The 18,232-nt window shown below is 45.0% G+C and carries 16 protein-coding genes and 2 pseudogenes; all 18 read right to left on the bottom strand.

What is annotated here, in order from left to right; all coding sequences use genetic code 11:
* Window positions 1-21 precede the first annotated feature (21 nt).
* Complete coding sequence (gene mgfK / locus LPKJCM_RS01235) at window positions 22-1,026, bottom strand: gluconeogenesis morphogenetic factor MgfK (protein ID WP_057962727.1); 1,005 nt, start codon at window positions 1,024-1,026, stop codon at window positions 22-24.
* Window positions 1,026-1,910, bottom strand: coding sequence for an RNase adapter RapZ (gene rapZ, locus LPKJCM_RS01230; protein ID WP_057962726.1), 885 nt, complete (start codon window positions 1,908-1,910; stop codon window positions 1,026-1,028). Before rapZ ends, mgfK begins: the two co-directional genes overlap by 1 nt.
* 181 nt (window positions 1,911-2,091) lie before the next feature.
* Window positions 2,092-4,968, bottom strand: a complete 2,877-nt coding sequence (gene uvrA / locus LPKJCM_RS01225) for an excinuclease ABC subunit UvrA (protein ID WP_057962725.1) — start codon at window positions 4,966-4,968, stop codon at window positions 2,092-2,094.
* 20 nt (window positions 4,969-4,988) lie between these two features.
* Window positions 4,989-6,995: an excinuclease ABC subunit UvrB gene (uvrB, locus tag LPKJCM_RS01220; protein ID WP_057962724.1), complete on the bottom strand. Its 2,007-nt coding sequence runs from the start codon at window positions 6,993-6,995 to the stop codon at window positions 4,989-4,991.
* A 121-nt stretch (window positions 6,996-7,116) separates the two neighbouring features.
* Window positions 7,117-7,764, bottom strand: a complete 648-nt coding sequence (locus LPKJCM_RS01215) for a YfbR-like 5'-deoxynucleotidase (RefSeq protein ID WP_057962723.1) — start codon at window positions 7,762-7,764, stop codon at window positions 7,117-7,119.
* Between the two features lie 84 nt (window positions 7,765-7,848).
* Complete coding sequence (gene trxB, locus LPKJCM_RS01210) at window positions 7,849-8,802, bottom strand: thioredoxin-disulfide reductase (protein WP_057962722.1); 954 nt, start codon at window positions 8,800-8,802, stop codon at window positions 7,849-7,851.
* A gap of 79 nt (window positions 8,803-8,881) precedes the next feature.
* Window positions 8,882-9,778 (bottom strand): UTP--glucose-1-phosphate uridylyltransferase GalU, encoded by an 897-nt coding sequence (gene galU, locus LPKJCM_RS01205; protein ID WP_057962721.1) that lies wholly within the window; start codon window positions 9,776-9,778, stop codon window positions 8,882-8,884.
* Window positions 9,779-9,800: 22 nt separating this feature from the next.
* Complete coding sequence (locus LPKJCM_RS01200) at window positions 9,801-10,817, bottom strand: NAD(P)H-dependent glycerol-3-phosphate dehydrogenase (RefSeq protein WP_057962720.1); 1,017 nt, start codon at window positions 10,815-10,817, stop codon at window positions 9,801-9,803.
* Window positions 10,818-10,843: 26 nt separating this feature from the next.
* Complete coding sequence (lgt, locus tag LPKJCM_RS01195; RefSeq protein WP_404819214.1) at window positions 10,844-11,677, bottom strand: prolipoprotein diacylglyceryl transferase; 834 nt, start codon at window positions 11,675-11,677, stop codon at window positions 10,844-10,846.
* A gap of 12 nt (window positions 11,678-11,689) precedes the next feature.
* Complete coding sequence (gene hprK / locus LPKJCM_RS01190) at window positions 11,690-12,712, bottom strand: HPr(Ser) kinase/phosphatase (RefSeq protein WP_174658995.1); 1,023 nt, start codon at window positions 12,710-12,712, stop codon at window positions 11,690-11,692.
* Between the two features lie 56 nt (window positions 12,713-12,768).
* Window positions 12,769-13,116 (bottom strand): phage holin family protein, encoded by a 348-nt coding sequence (locus tag LPKJCM_RS01185; RefSeq protein WP_013728136.1) that lies wholly within the window; start codon window positions 13,114-13,116, stop codon window positions 12,769-12,771.
* Window positions 13,117-13,446, bottom strand: coding sequence for a PspC domain-containing protein (locus LPKJCM_RS01180; protein ID WP_057962717.1), 330 nt, complete (start codon window positions 13,444-13,446; stop codon window positions 13,117-13,119). It abuts the gene before it with no gap.
* 88 nt (window positions 13,447-13,534) lie between these two features.
* Window positions 13,535-13,954 carry a phosphate signaling complex PhoU family protein gene (locus LPKJCM_RS01175; RefSeq protein ID WP_225364078.1) on the bottom strand — a complete coding sequence of 140 codons (420 nt, stop codon included), beginning with the start codon at window positions 13,952-13,954 and terminating at the stop codon, window positions 13,535-13,537.
* 14 nt (window positions 13,955-13,968) lie between these two features.
* Window positions 13,969-14,457: pseudogene (locus LPKJCM_RS01170) on the bottom strand (phosphate ABC transporter ATP-binding protein); the annotation flags it as partial.
* 11 nt (window positions 14,458-14,468) lie between these two features.
* Window positions 14,469-15,206 (bottom strand): phosphate ABC transporter ATP-binding protein PstB, encoded by a 738-nt coding sequence (gene pstB, locus LPKJCM_RS01165; RefSeq protein WP_404819215.1) that lies wholly within the window; start codon window positions 15,204-15,206, stop codon window positions 14,469-14,471.
* Window positions 15,207-15,294: 88 nt separating this feature from the next.
* Entirely contained in the window at window positions 15,295-16,185 is an 891-nt protein-coding gene (pstA, locus tag LPKJCM_RS01160; RefSeq protein ID WP_057962715.1) for a phosphate ABC transporter permease PstA, read from the bottom strand.
* Complete coding sequence (pstC, locus tag LPKJCM_RS01155; protein WP_057962714.1) at window positions 16,182-17,111, bottom strand: phosphate ABC transporter permease subunit PstC; 930 nt, start codon at window positions 17,109-17,111, stop codon at window positions 16,182-16,184. Before pstC ends, pstA begins: the two co-directional genes overlap by 4 nt.
* A gap of 2 nt (window positions 17,112-17,113) precedes the next feature.
* Window positions 17,114-17,998, bottom strand: a pseudogene (locus LPKJCM_RS01150) (phosphate ABC transporter substrate-binding protein PstS family protein).
* Between the last annotated feature and the right edge of the window lie 234 nt (window positions 17,999-18,232).

Here is an 18,232-nt window from a genome sequence, read left to right as displayed (position 1 = left end):
TGATCCCCTCCATTTCGTGGGTTACTTATGATCATCTAATGAACGACCAAGTAAATTGATCAATTCATCAGCCACTTCTTGTCCGTTGTGAAAGGCACCGCGATCCTTCAATTCCAAGAAATCAGCTGAGATGACCCGACAGCCCATGGCACGCAGTCCTGCGAAGTCATGTTTAACCGGTTGGGAAACTTCATTCCATTTTTGATGATCAATATACTCGGCGGGCACTTCTTTAATATTCACCAAAACGGTATTAATAAAGTTCATCCCTAAGTGGCGATTCAAGACGCGAACGTGATCGGCTTCAGTAAAGTTCTCGGTTTCACCCTTTTGTGTCATGATGTTGCAAATATAAACGATGTCCGCACTGGTTTGTCGTAAGGCCTCGCCAACATTTTCAATCATTAAATTAGGCAGAATGCTGGTGAACAAACTCCCGGGACCCAACACAATTTGATCAGCATTCATAATTGCATCAATCACTTGGTGAACCGCTTCTGGTTTGTGGGAATCGTCAGTCGTCTCCACCCAAACGCGCTTGATGAGCTTGCCGGCAGCGGTAATTTCAGATTCTCCGCTCAATGTCGTTCCATCACTAAATTCAGCGTTCAACTCCAGGGGCTCGTTGGCAGCCGGATAGATATGGCCGTCAACTTTGAGCATTTCACTCAATATTTGCACGGAGTCGAAAATGCCACCTTTCATTTCAGAAAGGGCCGCAATAATCAAATTACCCAAAGCATGACCGGCAAAGAATTGGTCGGAACTTCTAAATCGGTATTGAAACAACTCCAGATATAATTCTGGCATTTCTGACAATGCCACCATCACGTTTCGAATATCACCAGGTGGAACAACGTTAATATAGTTTCTTAGGATACCAGAAGAGCCACCATCATCGGCAACGGTGACGATCGCGGTAATATCGACGTGGCGGTTTCGTAAATTTTTGAGGATAACTGGCAGGCCAGTTCCCCCACCAATCACGACAATCCGCGGTTGGTGCGTATGAAGTGCATCAAGCATCAGTTACCCTCCTTTGTCTTGTGCCGGTCAATGTCTCGATGAGTGACGTTAACCGGATATTGATCTTTCAAATCAGTCGCCAACTGCTGGGCGATCGCAACCGATCGGTGTTGGCCGCCGGTACAGCCGATGGCGACGGTCAAGCTGGCCTTACCTTCCTTTTGATAGCCTGGGAGCGTGAAAACCATCATATCCAACAACTTTTGATAAAATTCTTCTGCTCCCTTGGAATGCATCACGTAATCGCGTACCGATTTGTCGAGGCCAGTTTTATAACGCATTTTGGCATCATAGTACGGATTCGGCAAAAATCGGACATCCATTACAATGTCGGCATCCAATGGTAGGCCGTATTTGAATCCGAATGACATAACTTCCACGTGGAAAGTATGCGTTTCATCGGTTGATTCAAAGTTATGAAAGACTTCTTCGCGCAATCGACGGGGCGCCATATTCGTGGTGTCGACAACTAGGTCGGCCGCTTGCTTAACGTTAGCCAGGAGTTCGCGCTCCTTTTTAATCCCGTCGATGACCCGCCCGTTTCGCGCAAGCGGATGGGCTCGGCGAGTCTCCTTATAGCGGGAAACTAGTTTTTGATCGGACGAATCAAGAAAAATAATATCGACGTTATTGTCGTCGTTTTTCTTCAAATCGTTAAACATATCAATGATTTCATCATAAAAAACTTGCGACCTTAGATCCATTACTAAGGCAATCTTATTAATGTCTCTTTCCATACGGATCAATTCTTTAAATTTAGGCAGTAATGTTGGTGGCATATTATCGACGCAAAAATATCCTAAGTCTTCAAAGCTTTGCATCGCAACGGTCTTACCGGCACCACTCATTCCGGTGATGATGACGAATTGGTTGTTAACAGCCATAATGATTTCCTTTCGTATAACGAACTTTCACTAGTATAACATACCGGGTGTGTCATGTGAACGATCGAAACACCTATGCCCACATTGATTCGCTTCTCAGTGGGAATTGGCGTTATCTGGCTGGCAATTTAGGCAAGAAAAAAGCCATTTCCAATCAATTCATTGAAATGGCCCCATACAACTATTTACTTACTTTAACAGTCTGCTTTTCAGCCTGCTTGGTCAGATTTTTATCCCTCTCAAGAACCGGTTTTAGATACTGGCCGGTGTAACTTTCAGGCACTTTCACCAATTGCTCGGGCGTACCGGTCGCAACGACTGTACCGCCGCCATCGCCACCTTCTGGTCCCAAATCAATCAGGTAGTCAGCACTCTTAACGACATCCAAGTTATGCTCAATAATCAAAACAGTATTACCCTGATCAACCAGTTTCTGAAGGACACCTAATAAGCGGCGGATGTCCTCACTATGAAGCCCGGTGGTTGGTTCATCGAGAATGTAGAAATTCTGGCCACTGGCCTTCTTGTGCAGCTCAGAAGCCAGCTTCATTCGTTGGGCTTCACCACCTGACAAGGTTGTCGCCGGCTGACCCAAATGAACATATCCCAAACCAACGTCTTTAATTGTTTGAAGCTTACGCGAGATTTTGGGGATGGCACTGAAAAAGTCCACAGCTTCGTCAACAGTCATATCCAACACATCGGCAATGTTCTTGCCTTTATATTCAACCTCAAGGGTCTCGGCATTGTAACGCTTGCCATGACAAACTTCACAAGGAACGTAAACATCAGGCAGAAAATTCATTTCAATCTTCAGAATACCATCGCCGTGACAAGTCTCACAACGGCCGCCTTTGACATTGAAACTAAACCGACCCTTTTTGAAGCCACGGAGTTTGGCATCGTTGGTGTTAGCAAATAAACCGCGAATATCGTCAAACACACCGGTATAAGTTGCCGGGTTGGAACGTGGCGTTCGACCGATTGGCGTTTGATCAATATCGATAATCTTTTCAACATTTTTATAGCCGGAAATTGATTTGTACTTGCCTGGTTTCTCAGAATTATGGTTGAGCTTCTGTGCCAAAGCCTTTTTCAAAATATCGTTTACCAGAGTCGATTTGCCGGACCCGGAAACGCCAGTAACCACAACCATTTTGCCAAGTGGAAAATCAACCGTCAAATTTTTGAGGTTGTTCTCGGATGCACCCGTTACACGAATCTTCTTGCCGTTTCCCTTGCGACGTTTGTCCGGAACTGGAATAAACCGTTTACCGGATAGATATTGACCCGTGATAGATTCCGGGACTTTTTCAATATCTTCGGGTGTCCCGACGGCCATTACCCGACCGCCCTGCTGACCAGCTCCCGGACCGATATCGACGATATAATCAGCGGCCCGCATGGTATCTTCATCATGTTCCACTACAATTAGGGTGTTCCCTAAGTCCCGCATTTTCTTGAGTGAAGCAATTAGTCGGTCATTATCGCGTTGGTGTAAGCCAATTGACGGTTCATCAAGAATATACAAGACACCGGTCAGGTTTGATCCAATTTGCGTTGCCAGCCGAATTCGCTGAGCCTCACCACCTGATAAGGTTCGCGCAGAACGCGATAACGTCAAATAATCCAAACCAACGTTTCTTAAAAAGGTCAGTCGGTCGGTGATTTCTTTGATAATCGGTTTGGCAATCATTGTGTCCTGTTCACCAAATGAGAGCGACTTGAAAAAGTTCAATTCAGCTGTCACATCAAGTGCAGAGATTTGTGCAATGTTATTCTTGCCAACCTTAACAGCCAGGGCCTGGCGGTTAAGCCGATAGCCATGACAAGTCTGACAGGTGAGTTCAGTCATGTACTGATTTAAATTATCCCTGGTAAAGTCACTACTAGTGTTGTGATAGCGTCGTTCAACATTGTTAACAACCCCTTCAAACGGTCCGTCTACGTCACGGATGCCACCAAAGTCGCTTTGGAGGACAAAATGAAATGATTGGGTTTTTGAACCATACAACACAAAGTTCTGCTGCTTCTTCGGTAGTTTATTAAACGGGACGTCCATATCAATCCCCTCGGCATCACAAACCTGTTTGAGCATGTTCGGATACCATTTGGAACCAGCAGAATTCCAAGGAGCCAAAGCACCCTCAGCCAAGGTCTTGGTCCGATCGGGGACGACCAAATCTTCATCGACTTCCAGCTTCATGCCCAAGCCATCACAATCAGGACAAGCGCCTAACGGTGAGTTAAATGAAAACAACCGTGGTTCGAGTTCGCCCACCGTAAAGCCACAAATTGGACAGGCATAGTGTTCCGAAAACATCAGCGGATCTCGCTCTCCCAGAAAATCAGCCACTGCGTAGCCGCCACTAAGTCTCAGAGCAGCCTCCAATGAATCTGACAATCGGTTATTAATGCCATCTTTAACAATAATTCGGTCGATAATAATGTTAATGTAATGACTCCTATTTTTGTCTAATTCCGGAGCTTCATCAATATCGTAGGTTTCACCATCAACCTGAACTCGAACGAAGCCCTCACGTTTGATCTTCTCAAAAATCTTCTTATGTTGGCCTTTTTTTCCGCGCACAATTGGCGATAGAATCTGCAATTTGGTTCTTTCAGGCAGCTTCATGACCTGGTCAATCATTTGATCAACCGATTGACTGGAAATCACAGAACCATCATTAGGACAGATCGGCACCCCCACTCTTGCCCACAGGAGTCGAAAATAATCATTAATTTCAGTGACCGTCCCGACTGTTGACCGTGGATTTTTGGAAGTTGTTTTTTGGTCAATCGAAATAGCAGGGCTCAAGCCATCAATTGAATCAACGTCAGGCTTGTCCATTTGGCCTAAAAATTGGCGTGCATACGAGGACAGACTTTCAACGTATCGCCGTTGGCCTTCCGCATAAAGTGTGTCGAAAGCTAATGAGCTTTTCCCCGAGCCCGATAAGCCTGTCATGACAACCAATTTGTCTTTTGGAATTGTCACATTCACATTTTTTAAGTTGTGGGCACGTGCCCCACGAATGACGATTTTATCCATTGCCAATATGCATAATCTCCTTTAGATTACTTACTCGTTTGACCCTTTAATTCAATAATTGTATCACGCAACGTTGCCGCCTGCTCAAAATCAAGCTTCTTGGCTGCGTCACGCATCTCCTCAGTCAGGCGAGCCAGCATATCCTTTTGGTCTTTTTGACTCATTTGTTCAAAATCACTTTCGACAAAGTCATCCTTTTCACCGGAATCATCTGACCCCTTGGTAATTGAGATCAAATTGCGAATTGGTTTGACAATTGTGGTTGGCGTAATCCCATGCGCCTTGTTATAAGCAATCTGAATGGCCCGTCGATGCGCAGTTTCATCAATTGCGGCCTTCATCGAATCAGTCACGCTGTCAGCGTACATAATCACCGCCCCATGTTCATTCCGGGATGCTCGACCGATCGTTTGAATCAACGAACGTTCGTTACGCAGGAAACCTTCCTTATCGGCGTCCAAAATCGCTACCAAAGAGACTTCGGGGACGTCAATTCCTTCCCGCAACAGGTTGATACCGACCAAAACGTCAAACTTCCCCAACCGCAAGTCGCGAATAATTTGAGTTCGTTCAAGGGTCTTAATATCGGAATGCAGATACTTCACTTTAATTCCCAGATCTTTCAAATAATCGGTTAAATCTTCAGCCATTTTCTTGGTCAAGGTTGTCACAAAGACCCGTTCGTGCTTATCAACGCGCTTATTAATTTCACCAACCAAATCATCCATCTGGCCCATGATTGGCCGAACGTCAATTGTTGGGTCCAATAGACCGGTTGGCCGAATAACTTGATTGACAACATCTTTGGTCTGATCCATCTCATACGGTCCTGGGGTTGCCGACATGTAAACCACTTGATGGACGTGCTGCTCAAATTCACTCAGTGTCAATGGCCGGTTGTCCAGCGCGCTTGGGAGCCGGAAACCGTAATTGACCAACTGTTGTTTTCGAGCTTGGTCACCATTATACATCCCCCGGATTTGTGGCATGGTCTGGTGAGACTCGTCGACGACCAGCAAGAAATCATCAGGGAAGAAATCGAGCAGCGTAAATGGCGGCTGTCCTGGCTTTCGTCGGTCCATGAACCGTGAATAATTCTCAATCCCACTGGTATAGCCCATTTCACGCATCATTTCGATGTCGTAAGTGGTCCGCTGCTTCAGACGTTGAGCCTCCAGTAATTTTCCTTCTTTTTCAAATTTGGCAACCTGCTTATCCATCTCATCTTGAATCTCTGGTAAAGCAACATTCATTACGTCGTCACTGGTCAAGAAGTGGGTCGCCGGAAAGATCGCAATATGATCACGATCGCCGATCACTTCACCGGTCAAGGTGTCAACTTCTCGAATTCGATCAATTTCGTCGCCAAAAAACTCAATCCGAAACGCATGCTCATCCCAAGACGCTGGAAAGACTTCGACGACATCCCCGTGAACACGAAAGCGCCCACGCTGAAAATCAATATCGTTACGATCATACTGAATATCAACTAACTGACGAAGAAAATGATCCCGCTCAATTGTCTGCCCAACTCGCAGTGAAACCACGTGATTGCGATACTCGGATGGATCACCTAACCCAAAGATTGAGGAGACCGATGCAACCACAATCACGTCATTGCGTTCCAGTAATGAACTGGTTGCTGAGTGCCGCAGTTGGTCAATTTCATCATTAATCGATGAATCCTTTTCAATATAAGTATCACTGGATGGCACGTATGCCTCTGGTTGGTAATAATCATAATAACTAACAAAATACTCAACAGCATTGTGGGGGAAGAACTCCTTAAATTCACCATACAATTGACCGGCTAAGGTTTTATTATGCGACAATACCAACGTTGGCTTGTTGACTTGGGCAATCACATTGGAAATGGTAAACGTCTTCCCAGTTCCGGTGGCACCCTTTAAAATTTGGGCTTTTTTGCCACCATTAATGCCCGCAACCAACTTCTTGATGGCATCGGGCTGATCACCCGTTGGTTTGTATTTGGATACTAGATCAAATTTATGATCCGCAACACGTTCAATCAATTTAAATCCCCCTCTAAGCCAAAATGACACAACATAAAAGGGCTGCAAGCAAAATCATATTTTGTTTCAGCCCACTAACCAACGCTATTTTACCATACGAACATACTTTCGCCAATCGTTATCACTTGGAATTATCTTCCTTTTTCAAAACTTTTCGGGTTAGCCTTCTCAATTTATCCTGAGTGGTAAAGTTTTCCGCCAGCATATCGGGGATAACTTTGGTCAAAACGTACTGGACACAGTGCATATCACGATAGGCAAGCATGGTCGAAAGACTTTCTTTATACATTTCAGGATAGACTTCCTCAGGATTTCCTTTCTGAATTTCGCCAAATGATTCATACAGTAAATCAACCTTATCAGCAACTGCTAAAATTCGGCCTTCCAAGCTATCATCCTTGCCTTCTGATAAACGACGCCGGTATGCATCTTGAAATTCATCCGGGATTTCGTTTTGAACAAAATTTTCAGTCAATTTGTCGTCCACATCAGCCAACATCGATCTTAGCTTTGGTGTGGCATATTTGACCGGTGTTTTAATGTCACCGATAAACCGTTCAGTATAGTCGTAGTTGAGCGCTTTTTCGTACAACCCACGCCAGTCAACCGTCTGACCGGCATTTTCCTCGACATCTCCTAAAAATTGAGCAATCTCAGCCACCTTAAATGAATGCGCAGCAACAGAATGCTGCTCGAACTTAAAGTACCCAGGTGCCCGGTTAATCAACTCCAACTCGTCTAAACTTTCCAAATACTGATGCATTCCCATCGATAATTTCCTGGCCTTTCTTCGCAAAAAGAGCCGTGAACAAACCAATAGTTTGTACGCGGCCTCCTTGAATTAATGATTGAATTAGTGTTCTGAAACACTCGACTTTGATGTATCGGCCAATGATTCAACGTACTTAAACGCTTGTTGACCGGCAATTCCACCTTCGCCAACTGCTGTTGCAATCTGACGCAGGTCTTTTTGACGAACATCACCGATTGCATAAACACCAGGAATCGATGTTTCCATCTGATCGTTGGTTTCAATCCAACCGTCATCATTGGTAATATTCAGATCTTTAAAGGCATCTGTCATTGGCAGCAAACCAACATAGATGAAGACACCAGAAGTCTCAAGAACCGATTCTTCATGGGTCTGATTGTTAAGCACTTTGACGCCAGTGACTTTATTATCGTCACCCAAAACTTCTGTGACGTTGGAATTCCAAACAAAATCAATTTTATCGTTGGCAAATGCCCGGTCTTGAATCACTTTTTGGGCACGCAGTTGGTCACGCCGGTGAATAACCGTCACGTGGTCAACAATTCCAGCAAGGTAAGTCGCTTCTTCAATGGCAGAGTCCCCGCCACCGACAACAACGACTTCCTTGTTCTTAAAGAAGGCACCGTCACAAACTGCACAGTACGAAACCCCTTTGCCACCGTATTCGTGTTCGCCGGGGATCCCTAACTTTTTATATTCGGAACCAGTGGCAATAATCACCACTTTGGCTTCGATTTCGTCTTCATCAGTCTTAACAAGCTTATAGTCACCATGGTCTTCCATGGCACTGACCGTTCCATATACGTATTCAGCACCGAAGTTGATTGAACTGTCATACATATTTTGAGCAAGATCTGGACCCATGATTGATTTAAAACCCGGATAGTTCTCAATGGCGGCTGTGTTGTTCATCTGGCCACCATAAATGCCCCGGTCAATCATGGCAACTGACAGGTTGGCTCTCGAAGCATACAGAGCAGCCGTCATACCACCAGGGCCGGCACCAATAATCACGACATCATATTGTTTAGCCATATGGATCCTCCCTTTAATTACCAAATTTAACTTACAGGTTAATTTACTATGAAAAAGTAAGTCTGTCCAGCAGATACACTTACTTCTTTTTATCTTCTTCAGTTAATTGGGCGCCTAAATCTTTCAAATAGGCCCGCAAGCCGTCGGAAATTTCTGGATGACGCAGACCAAAGATGATATTAGTTTTAAGCCAGCTCAATTTATTACCGGTATCGAATCGTTGACCCTTAAATTCGTGGGCAAAGACCCGCTGAGTCTGGTTCAACGTGTCGATTGCCGAAGTCAGTTGAATTTCACCGGTTTGATCCGGTTTGGCGTTTTCCAAAATACCAAAGATTTCCGGTGTCAGCAAGTAACGGCCAATAATTGCCAAGTCACTTGGCGCCTTCTCCGGTGACGGCTTTTCAACGAATTTTTTAACGTTGAACAACCCGGGGCGGACCTCTTCAGAAGGATCGATTACACCGTACTTGGAGATATCTTTATGGGCAACCTTCTTCACCGCCAATGTTGAGGCACCAGTCTGTTGATAACTTTCCATCAACTGCTTGGTCAGCGGAACCTTATCCTGCATGACATCATCGCCGAGCATCACCACAAATGGTTCGTTGCTAATAAAGCTTCTGGCAGTGTAAATGGCATCCCCCAACCCACGGGGGTGAGATTGGCGGATAAAGTAAATATTCATGTCGTTAGTCTTACGAATGGTTTCAAGAATGTCGTTCTTATGCCGCTCCTCCAAGTTCATTTCCAACTCTGGATTGGAGTCAAAGTGGTCTTCAATTGAGCGTTTACCTTTACCAATGACGATGACGATATCTTTAATCCCCGCCTGTTTAGCCTCTTCAACAATAAATTGAATGGTAGGGGTATCCACAATCGGGAGCATTTCCTTTGGTAAGGCCTTGGTTTCTGGTAAAAATCTAGTTCCTAAGCCGGCAGCTGGAATCACTGCTTTGGTTACTTTTCTGGTCATAGTGAGCATCACCTTCTCTGAGTTATTCAATCTCTGAACGGCCTTCTCTGGTCATCAGTTGGTTAATCGTTTCTTTAATATCAGCATGGTCATATAAAACATGATAAATAGCTGAAGTAATTGGCATCTCAACCCCGCGCTTTTTAGAAAGTTCATAAGCGGCGCGAGTGGTCGCAATCCCTTCAATGACCATTCCCATGTTATTAATGACTTCATCCAAAGAGTGGCCCTTGCCTAATTCATTTCCAGCCCGCCAGTTACGGGAGTTGGTACTGGTGGCGGTTACAATAATGTCGCCGACGCCTGATAGACCGATAAAGGTCAGTGGGTTGGCCCCAAACGAAGTTCCAAGACGGGAAATCTCGGCTAACCCCCGGGTCATCAACGCGGCTTTGGCGTTGTCTTTGTATCCTAATCCATATAAAGCACCAGCTCCCAAAGCAATGATATTCTTCAATGCAGCCCCAATTTCAACACCGATGACGTCGTCACTGGTATAAACCCGGAAATAGTTGTTCATAAACAAGCCCTGAATTTCTGTGGCAGCTTGAGCACTATCACTGGCGACCGTAACTAAGGTAATATCATGGGTGACCACATCTTCTGCTTGGCTGGGACCGGAAAGCACCGAAATGGATTTACGATTCTTTGGATCAATTTCTTGCGCCAGAACCTGAGATAATCTTAAGTAGGTTTTTTCTTCAATTCCCTTTGAAGCGTGAATAATATTCACTTTTTTATTCCGGTTGGCCAAAATTTCTGCAACTTGTTTGGCAACTGAACGGGTTACCTGAGTCGGAACCACGAATAAAATGTAATCAACACCATCGATTGCGTCCTTCAAATCATTGGTGGCGACCAGTGAATCTGCGAACGTGAAATTCTTGATGTATTTTGTGTTGGTATGCTGTTCGTTAAGCTCCTTAACCTGGGTAGGATTGTACGACCATAATTTGACGTCTGACCCATTCTCGTCCAATAAACTGGCAAGAACACTTCCCCAAGAACCTGCACCAAGCACTGCAACTTTTTTAGCCATGATAAATCTCCTTTATTAATAAATGATCAATTAACCGTTAATTTGGCCCCGTCTAAATACCAGGGATTATGAGCCTTTCGCCGACGGTAAATCATCAGCCCAATCGCGCCGACAAATAAAACAATTGAAAGCATCTGTGATACCCTCAGGCCACCAAGCATCAGGCTGTCTGTTCGCATCCCTTCAACAAAGAACCGGCCAAATGAATACCACATGACATACGTCAAAAAGACCTCACCGCGTTTAAATAACCGAGGATTGTGCCTCAAGCTGATGAGCACCAAAAAGCCTAGAAAACTCCAAAGTGACTCGTAAAGAAATGTCGGTTGCCGATACGCGCCGCTAATATACATCTGGGTAATGATGAAGTGTGGCAAATGCAGTCCGGTCAAAAAGCTCAAAGACGTCACCTGCCCAAAGGCTTCCTGGTTCATAAAGTTACCCCAGCGCCCAATTGATTGTGCCAAAATAACGGTTGGTGCGGCAACATCCAGCATCAGCCAAACTGGAATAAAGCGATGGCGGCAAAACAGAATCACCACAATCATCGCCCCAATTAAGGAACCATAGATTGCAATGCCGCCGTCCCAGATTTTGATAATTTCGCCAGGGTTATCTTTATAGTAGGACCACTGAAAAATGACATAGTACAATCGGGCACAAATCAAAGCAGCGGGTAGTGCCCATAAAATCATGTCGTAAATGTCGTCAGACTTAATCCCCCGTTTGTCGCCTTCGGAAACCGCCAGCCAAACGGCCAGGATCACGCCACTGGCAATGATAATCCCATACCAATGGACTTCAATTGGACCCAGGTTAAAGGCGATCGGGTTGAGGGCTAAACTTAATAAATTTGTCAAAATAACGATCTCCTATTGTTTATCTGAATCCTTGCTACGATCATCGATGAGATCTTTATTTTTCTCCTCAAGGTGTTCCTGTTCTTCCTTGTGCTTTTCGTCGTTTTTGCTGTTGACCTTGATCAAATTGTTCAAGTTGCGGTCAAAGGTCTCAGTCGCATCATACCCCATGCTTTGAGCACGAAAGTTCATTGCTGCGGCTTCAATGATGATCGCCAAATTTCGACCAGTTCGAACTGGAATCGTAATCTTCGGCACATCCACGTCGAAAATATGCACGTTCTGTGTGCCATTACCCAAGCGATCAAACTTGGCTTCCTTCGTGTAGTTAGCTAAATGGATAATTAGGGCAACCTTGGTCTGGCTTCTGACAGCACCGGCACCAAACAAGGTCATAACATCAATAATCCCAATTCCACGAATTTCTAGCAAGTGTCGAAGAATGGCAGGAGCGGTTCCCATCAAAGTCTGTTCATCTTGCTGGTAAACTTCAACCCGATCGTCTGCTATTAGGCGGTGGCCACGTTTGACCAACTCCAACGCCGTTTCACTTTTACCGATCCCGCTGTCACCAGTGATGAGAATGCCTAATCCATAAACATCAACCAATACCCCGTGAAGCGACTTTCGTTCCGCTAATTTGTCGTCGAGATAATTCGTCATGTTACTGAGAACCCTGGACGTGGTCAGCTTAGAACCAAGGACGGGAATGTGCTGTTCTTTTGCAGCCTCCAGCAATTCCTCGGGTGGATCCAACTGGGTAGACACCACAAATGCCGGTGTCTGCGGTTGACACATCTGTTTCATCACGTCGAGAAGCTCAACGTGTGACATTCCCTTGGAATATGAAATTTCAGTAATTCCCAGCAGCTGAATTCGTTTGACGGGGTAATAATTAAAGAACCCGGTTAATTCAAGGCCCGGCCTGGAAATATCAGCGGTCGAAATGGTCCTTTCTTCAAGGTATTCCTTCCCGTAATAAACATCCAGCCTGGCGTTTTTAACCAAATCAGCAACCGTTACACTTTCAGTCAAGAACATCCCTCCTCAATTAATCAATATAAGTTTATCACTTTGAGCCAGACAAGTCCTTATGGCTTACGGAAATATTCAGCGATAATCCAGCTGACCGCAGACATCAAAATGGCAACCCCAATTGCCACCCAAAATGATGAGAATCTGAAGTTTGCCCCAACGATCGTCGCCGTGAGCTCAAGCATCAGCCCGTTAATCACAAATGTGAATAGCCCCAGTGTCAACAGGTTAATCGGCAAAGACAAGATCGTAATAATCGGCCGCACCAGCCAATTTAAGACGGCTAAAACAACTGCGGCCACGAAGGCAATTCCCACACTGGCAACGTAAAAGTTGGCTGGGAAAAAGCCGCTGATTGCAACGAACAAGATCGTATCGACCAACACATTGGTTAAAAATCTCACTTATTGACCCCTTTTCTGGTCATCATGAACGTCTTTTTCTTCAACGTTATGAATGACCTTTCTGGATTTGTCACTAGAAGTTCCGCCGGATAAAGTGGATTTAAATTGATCAAAGGCCGATCCGGTTCCAGGAGTATCACTTGGAATTGTGAACATCATAATGATATAACCAATGATTGCAATAATGTTGATCCCTGGCGTAAATGCCAATACCGCATACAAGATTCGAACTAAGACAGCGTTCCAGCCCAGATACTCGGAAATCCCGCCAAGAACGCCGGAAATGACCCGATTCGAAGTCGAACGCCGCAATTTTTTATGACTATTCATCTTCATGCCTCCACAATAAAACTTCTAGCTTAAGATTATCTAAAAAAGGCACTGCAATCAAGTATGCAGTGCAAAAAATCAATCATTCTTAATTTAATTCAATAATTTTTCCAGTGGCCAAATAAACCGTCCATTCACAAATGTTCGTGCTGTAGTCACTAATTCGACCTAAATCTTTGGCAACGTTTAAATAGATGATTGCCGAACTGACAATCTCTGGATCCTTGGCCATTGCCTGGTAGCTGGGGGAAGCAATATCATTATAGAGTTGGTCGAGCTTTTCATCATACTGTTGGGCAGTGCGTTTTGCCTTGTCCTGATCCGCATCACCGTATGATTCAATTGAATCGTCGTATTGTTCACTGACTTCTCGAGCCATGGTGGCAATAATGGCTTCGACCTCGGCAATTCGCTGCTTGCCTTTAATATCAACGACCGAGCGAGCGACGTTTCTGGCATGATCACCGGCACGCTCCAAATCAGTGACTGCTTTTAGGATACCAACCACTTCTCTCAAGTCTCCAGTGACCGGCTGATACAAATTCGCTGTTGCTGACCGCCGGAAAACGATAAAGCATTATCGTACAAATTGTCTTTAACTTCATCCCACACAGCAGCCTGCTTTAAGCTCCGTTCAACAATTTCATCCAACTTTTGCTTATCGCGAAGCCCAGCAATTCGTAGGCCATAAGTAATATTATCATAGACTGAAAATGGAAATGGGTTGGGCTGTTGAAACACCATCCCAATTGATTTTCTCAATTCTACCAAATTTGTTTGCGGAGAATAAATATTTTTGCCGTGAAATTGAACCGTTCCGGTGATTGTGACCCCATCAATCATGTCGTTCATTCGATTCAAGCAACGAAGAAATGTTGACTTTCCACAGCCTGATGGGCCGATCAGCGCAGAAATTTGGTTAGGCGAAAAATCCAAATGAATGCCATGAAGTGCCTGAAACTCATCATAGAATAAATCCAAGTTGTCTGCTGAAATAATTGGCTCTGCCATTATGATTCCTCCTAACCAAAGTTTCCCGATACATAATCGTCCGTCATTTGGACTTTAGGCCGCGTAAAGACCTTTCTGGTTTTGTTGTATTCAATCGCCTCACCCATATTGAAGAAGACCGTGTAGTCGCTTAATCTGGCAGCCTGCTGCATATTGTGGGTCACGATGATAATTGTATAATCTTTTTTGAGTTCACGTAAGGTTGCTTCAAGCTGTTGTGTTGAAACCGGGTCAAGTGCACTGGCCGGCTCGTCCAATAGTAAGACGTCTGGTCGGACAGCCAAGGCACGTGCAATACAAACCCTTTGAGCCTGACCACCCGACAATGAAAGGGCACTTTTGTTTAAGCTGTCTTTGACCTGATCCCAAACGGCTGCCTGTTTTAAAGTCGTCTCGACGACCCGGTCCAAAGTCTTCTTATCGTGAATCCCTCGTCGCTGTAAGGCAAAAGTGACGTTATCGTAGATTGATTTGGCAAAGGGATTCGGTCGCTGAAAGACCATCCCAATCCGCCGCCTGACTTCATAAACATCGATCTTCGGCTGGTTGATATTAACGCCTTGATAAAGGATTTCGCCCTTTACGGTGGCGACGCCATCATTCATCCGGTTCAGTGCCCGTAAAAAGGTGGATTTTCCTGACCCAGAAGGCCCGATCAAGGCAGTAATTGTGTTCTTCTGAAACTTCAAATCAGCGTTGTGCATTGCTAAAGTCTTGCCGTAATAAATTTCCAAATCCTTGGTCTGCATCGTAATATCAGTTTCTTCAGGATTGAAATCATAAATAAACCGCTTGGGCTTGTTGTTTAATTCAGTTGTGTTTTGCAATTTCTCCCACCTACTTTACTGAAGTCATTCGTTCAAATACCTTCCGACCAATGAACCGTGCCGACAAGTTGAAAATTAAAATTGCCAGGACTAAAACCGCCGCTGAGCCAGAGGAAACTTGGGTCAAATCAGGCATGATCCCCTCGGAATTGATTTTCCAAATGTGAACAGCCAACGTTTCTGCTGGACGCAGTGGCGAAAGTGGACTATCGATGTTAAATGGATTCCAGTCAGCAAAGTTCAGTGCCGGCGCACTTTGACCAGCGGTATAAATTAACGCAGCCGCTTCACCAAACACCCGGCCGGAACAGAGAATAATCCCACTGATGATTCCGGGTAACGAGGCTGGGACGACAATGTGGATAATTGTTTCATATTTGGAAAGTCCTAACCCCAGACCCCCTTGACGCTGATCATCGGGAACATTTGAGAGCGAATCTTCAATGTTTCTGGTTAGCAGCGGTAAGTTGAAAATAGTCAACGTTAAGGCCCCCGAAATGATTGAGAAGCCATAGTTGAATTGAACGACAAACAACAAGAACCCGAACAGTCCAACCACAACGGAAGGCAGTGAACTTAAAATTTCGATTGACGTTTTGATCATCGAAGTAAACCAGTTATCTTTAGCGTATACATTGAGATAAATCGCCGCTCCAAGTGCAATTGGCAAGGAAATCAACATCGCTAACACCAACAGGTAGAAGGAATTAAACAATTGAATTCCAATCCCGCCGCCGGCATTAAACGCCTTGGCCGGCGAAGTCAAGAAATGCCAGCTAATATTTGGCAGGCCAGTAATGAAAATATAGCCAATTAGAAACGCCAGGATGACCACCACAAATCCTGCAACAGCTTTTAGACAGGCAATCGCAAATCGGCTTTGTTTTTGTGTTCGATTCATTTTTTAAACGCCCCTTTCCGACCAATCATGTGAACCAATAAATTAAACAACAGTGACATGACTAACAGAACAAGTGCCAATGACCAGAGTGCGTCATTTTGCAGCGACCCCATAACGGTGTTGCCCATTCCTGCAGTCAGAACAGAAGTCAACGTTGAGGCAGGTGACGTCAGGTTCTGTGGCATCAGCGCGGCATTGCCAATCACCATTTGAACGGCCAATGCCTCACCAAAGGCCCGGGCCATTCCAAAAACAACCGCGGTCAAAATCCCAGGGGTGGCGGCTCTTAGGACCACCTTCCAAATGGTCTGCCACTTAGTTGCTCCTAAAGCGAGCGAGGCTTGGCGGTAGAACCTGGAACCCCCCCTGAGCGAATCAACAGTCATCGAAACAATCGTTGGTAAAATCATTACGAACAAGACGAAGGTACCGGAAAGAATACCAAAGCCACTGCCGCCGAATGTGTTGCGGACAAAGGGAACCACGACTGAGAGACCAATAAAGCCGTAAACAACCGAGGGAATTCCGACCAGCAGTTCAGTGACCGGTTGGAGAATTTTAGCCCCACGTTTGGGAGAAATTTCGGTCATATACACTGCTGTCCCGATGGCAAATGGCGTTGCCAGCAGCGCTGCAAGGATTGTCACAAGAAATGATCCGACAATCATTGGTAATGCACCAACTGCTTGATGGCCGCCGGGTGTCTTGGTACCGGGGTTCCATAAGGTGCCAGTGAAGAAATCTTTAACCGAAATTCCGTCTTTGAAAAAGGTCGCCAGTCCCTTACTGGCAACGAAGACGATAATCCCCAACACAATTGCCATAATCAAAAGGAGTGCCGAAAGGCTCAGCAAGTGGCCGAATCGTTCATAGCGGGCAGTTTTGGACTTTTTCATAAGTTTTTTGGCTAATTTTTGATTTTGCACGATTATTCCCCCGATCCTTTGGTAATTTTACCCTGCCAGGTTCTCTGATAATGCATATCTTTCACAGAAATGTAACCTAGTTTGTTAAAGAGGGTCGTTTGAATATGATCATTTTTCAGATAGGTCAAGAACTTTTTAGTTAACCCAGTGGGGTTCCCGCGAGTATAAATATGCTCGTAAGACCAGATCTTCCACTTATTGTCCATCACATTTTGTTCAGTTGGCTTGATACCATCGACACTGAGTGGATGGATACTCTTATTAAAGTAGCCGAACGAAACGTAACTGATTGCTCCCGGCGTCGATGAGACAATCTGGCGCACGGTTCCAGACGAATCCTGCTCCTGAGCAGTTGCGCTTTCATGGCCTTTGAGCCCATATTGCTCAAAGGTTACCCGTGTCCCGCTTCCTTGAGACCGATTAATCAGTGTAATGGGGAGATTGGGGCCACCAAGTTGCTGCCAATTGGTATATTTACCGGTAAAAATCGCAATTAACTGGGCAGTCGTCAGGTTGTTGATTCCAACCCGGTCGTTTGTAATGGGTGCGACGCCGACAACGGCAATTTTATGGTCCACCAAACCACGGGGATTAATGCCGGCTTTTTATTCGGCAAATAAATCAGAATTTCCCATCTGAACGGCTCCGGATTCAATTTGACTCAACCCAGTTCCAGATCCACCACCCTGAACGTTAATAAAAATGCCGGCGTGGTCAGCCGAATATTGTTCGCTGGCAGCTTCAACTAGTGGTTGGAGCGCGGTCGAACCAACAGCCGTGATTGACTGTTGATTGGTTGATGTCTTGCTGCGGGCATTGTAAGCGCCAATTCCAGCCACAATTATCACCAAACACAGTAACAGTTTTACAATCGTCCGTTTTCGCATCTCAATTCCTCCTTGAATCTTCAAATACCATTGTATTAGACCAATGTAAATATTTGACCGGACAAATGTAAAAGTTTTGTAAATGGCAGATTGTAAAATTTAAGTTGAACATTTAAGTGGACAGAAAAATCCATCAAGGTCTTTAATGGTGTTACCACACAATCCATTAGAAAGAAGGACCTTGATGAGCACCACTATTTTATCATTCCAGAACCGTGTTGTCATTGAAACGCT

It is taken from the genome of Lentilactobacillus parakefiri, assembly GCF_002157585.1.
Taxonomy (GTDB): domain Bacteria; phylum Bacillota; class Bacilli; order Lactobacillales; family Lactobacillaceae; genus Lentilactobacillus; species Lentilactobacillus parakefiri.
The sequence above is the reverse complement of the archived record's forward strand: the minus strand, read 5'-3'. Positions and strand labels throughout refer to the sequence as shown.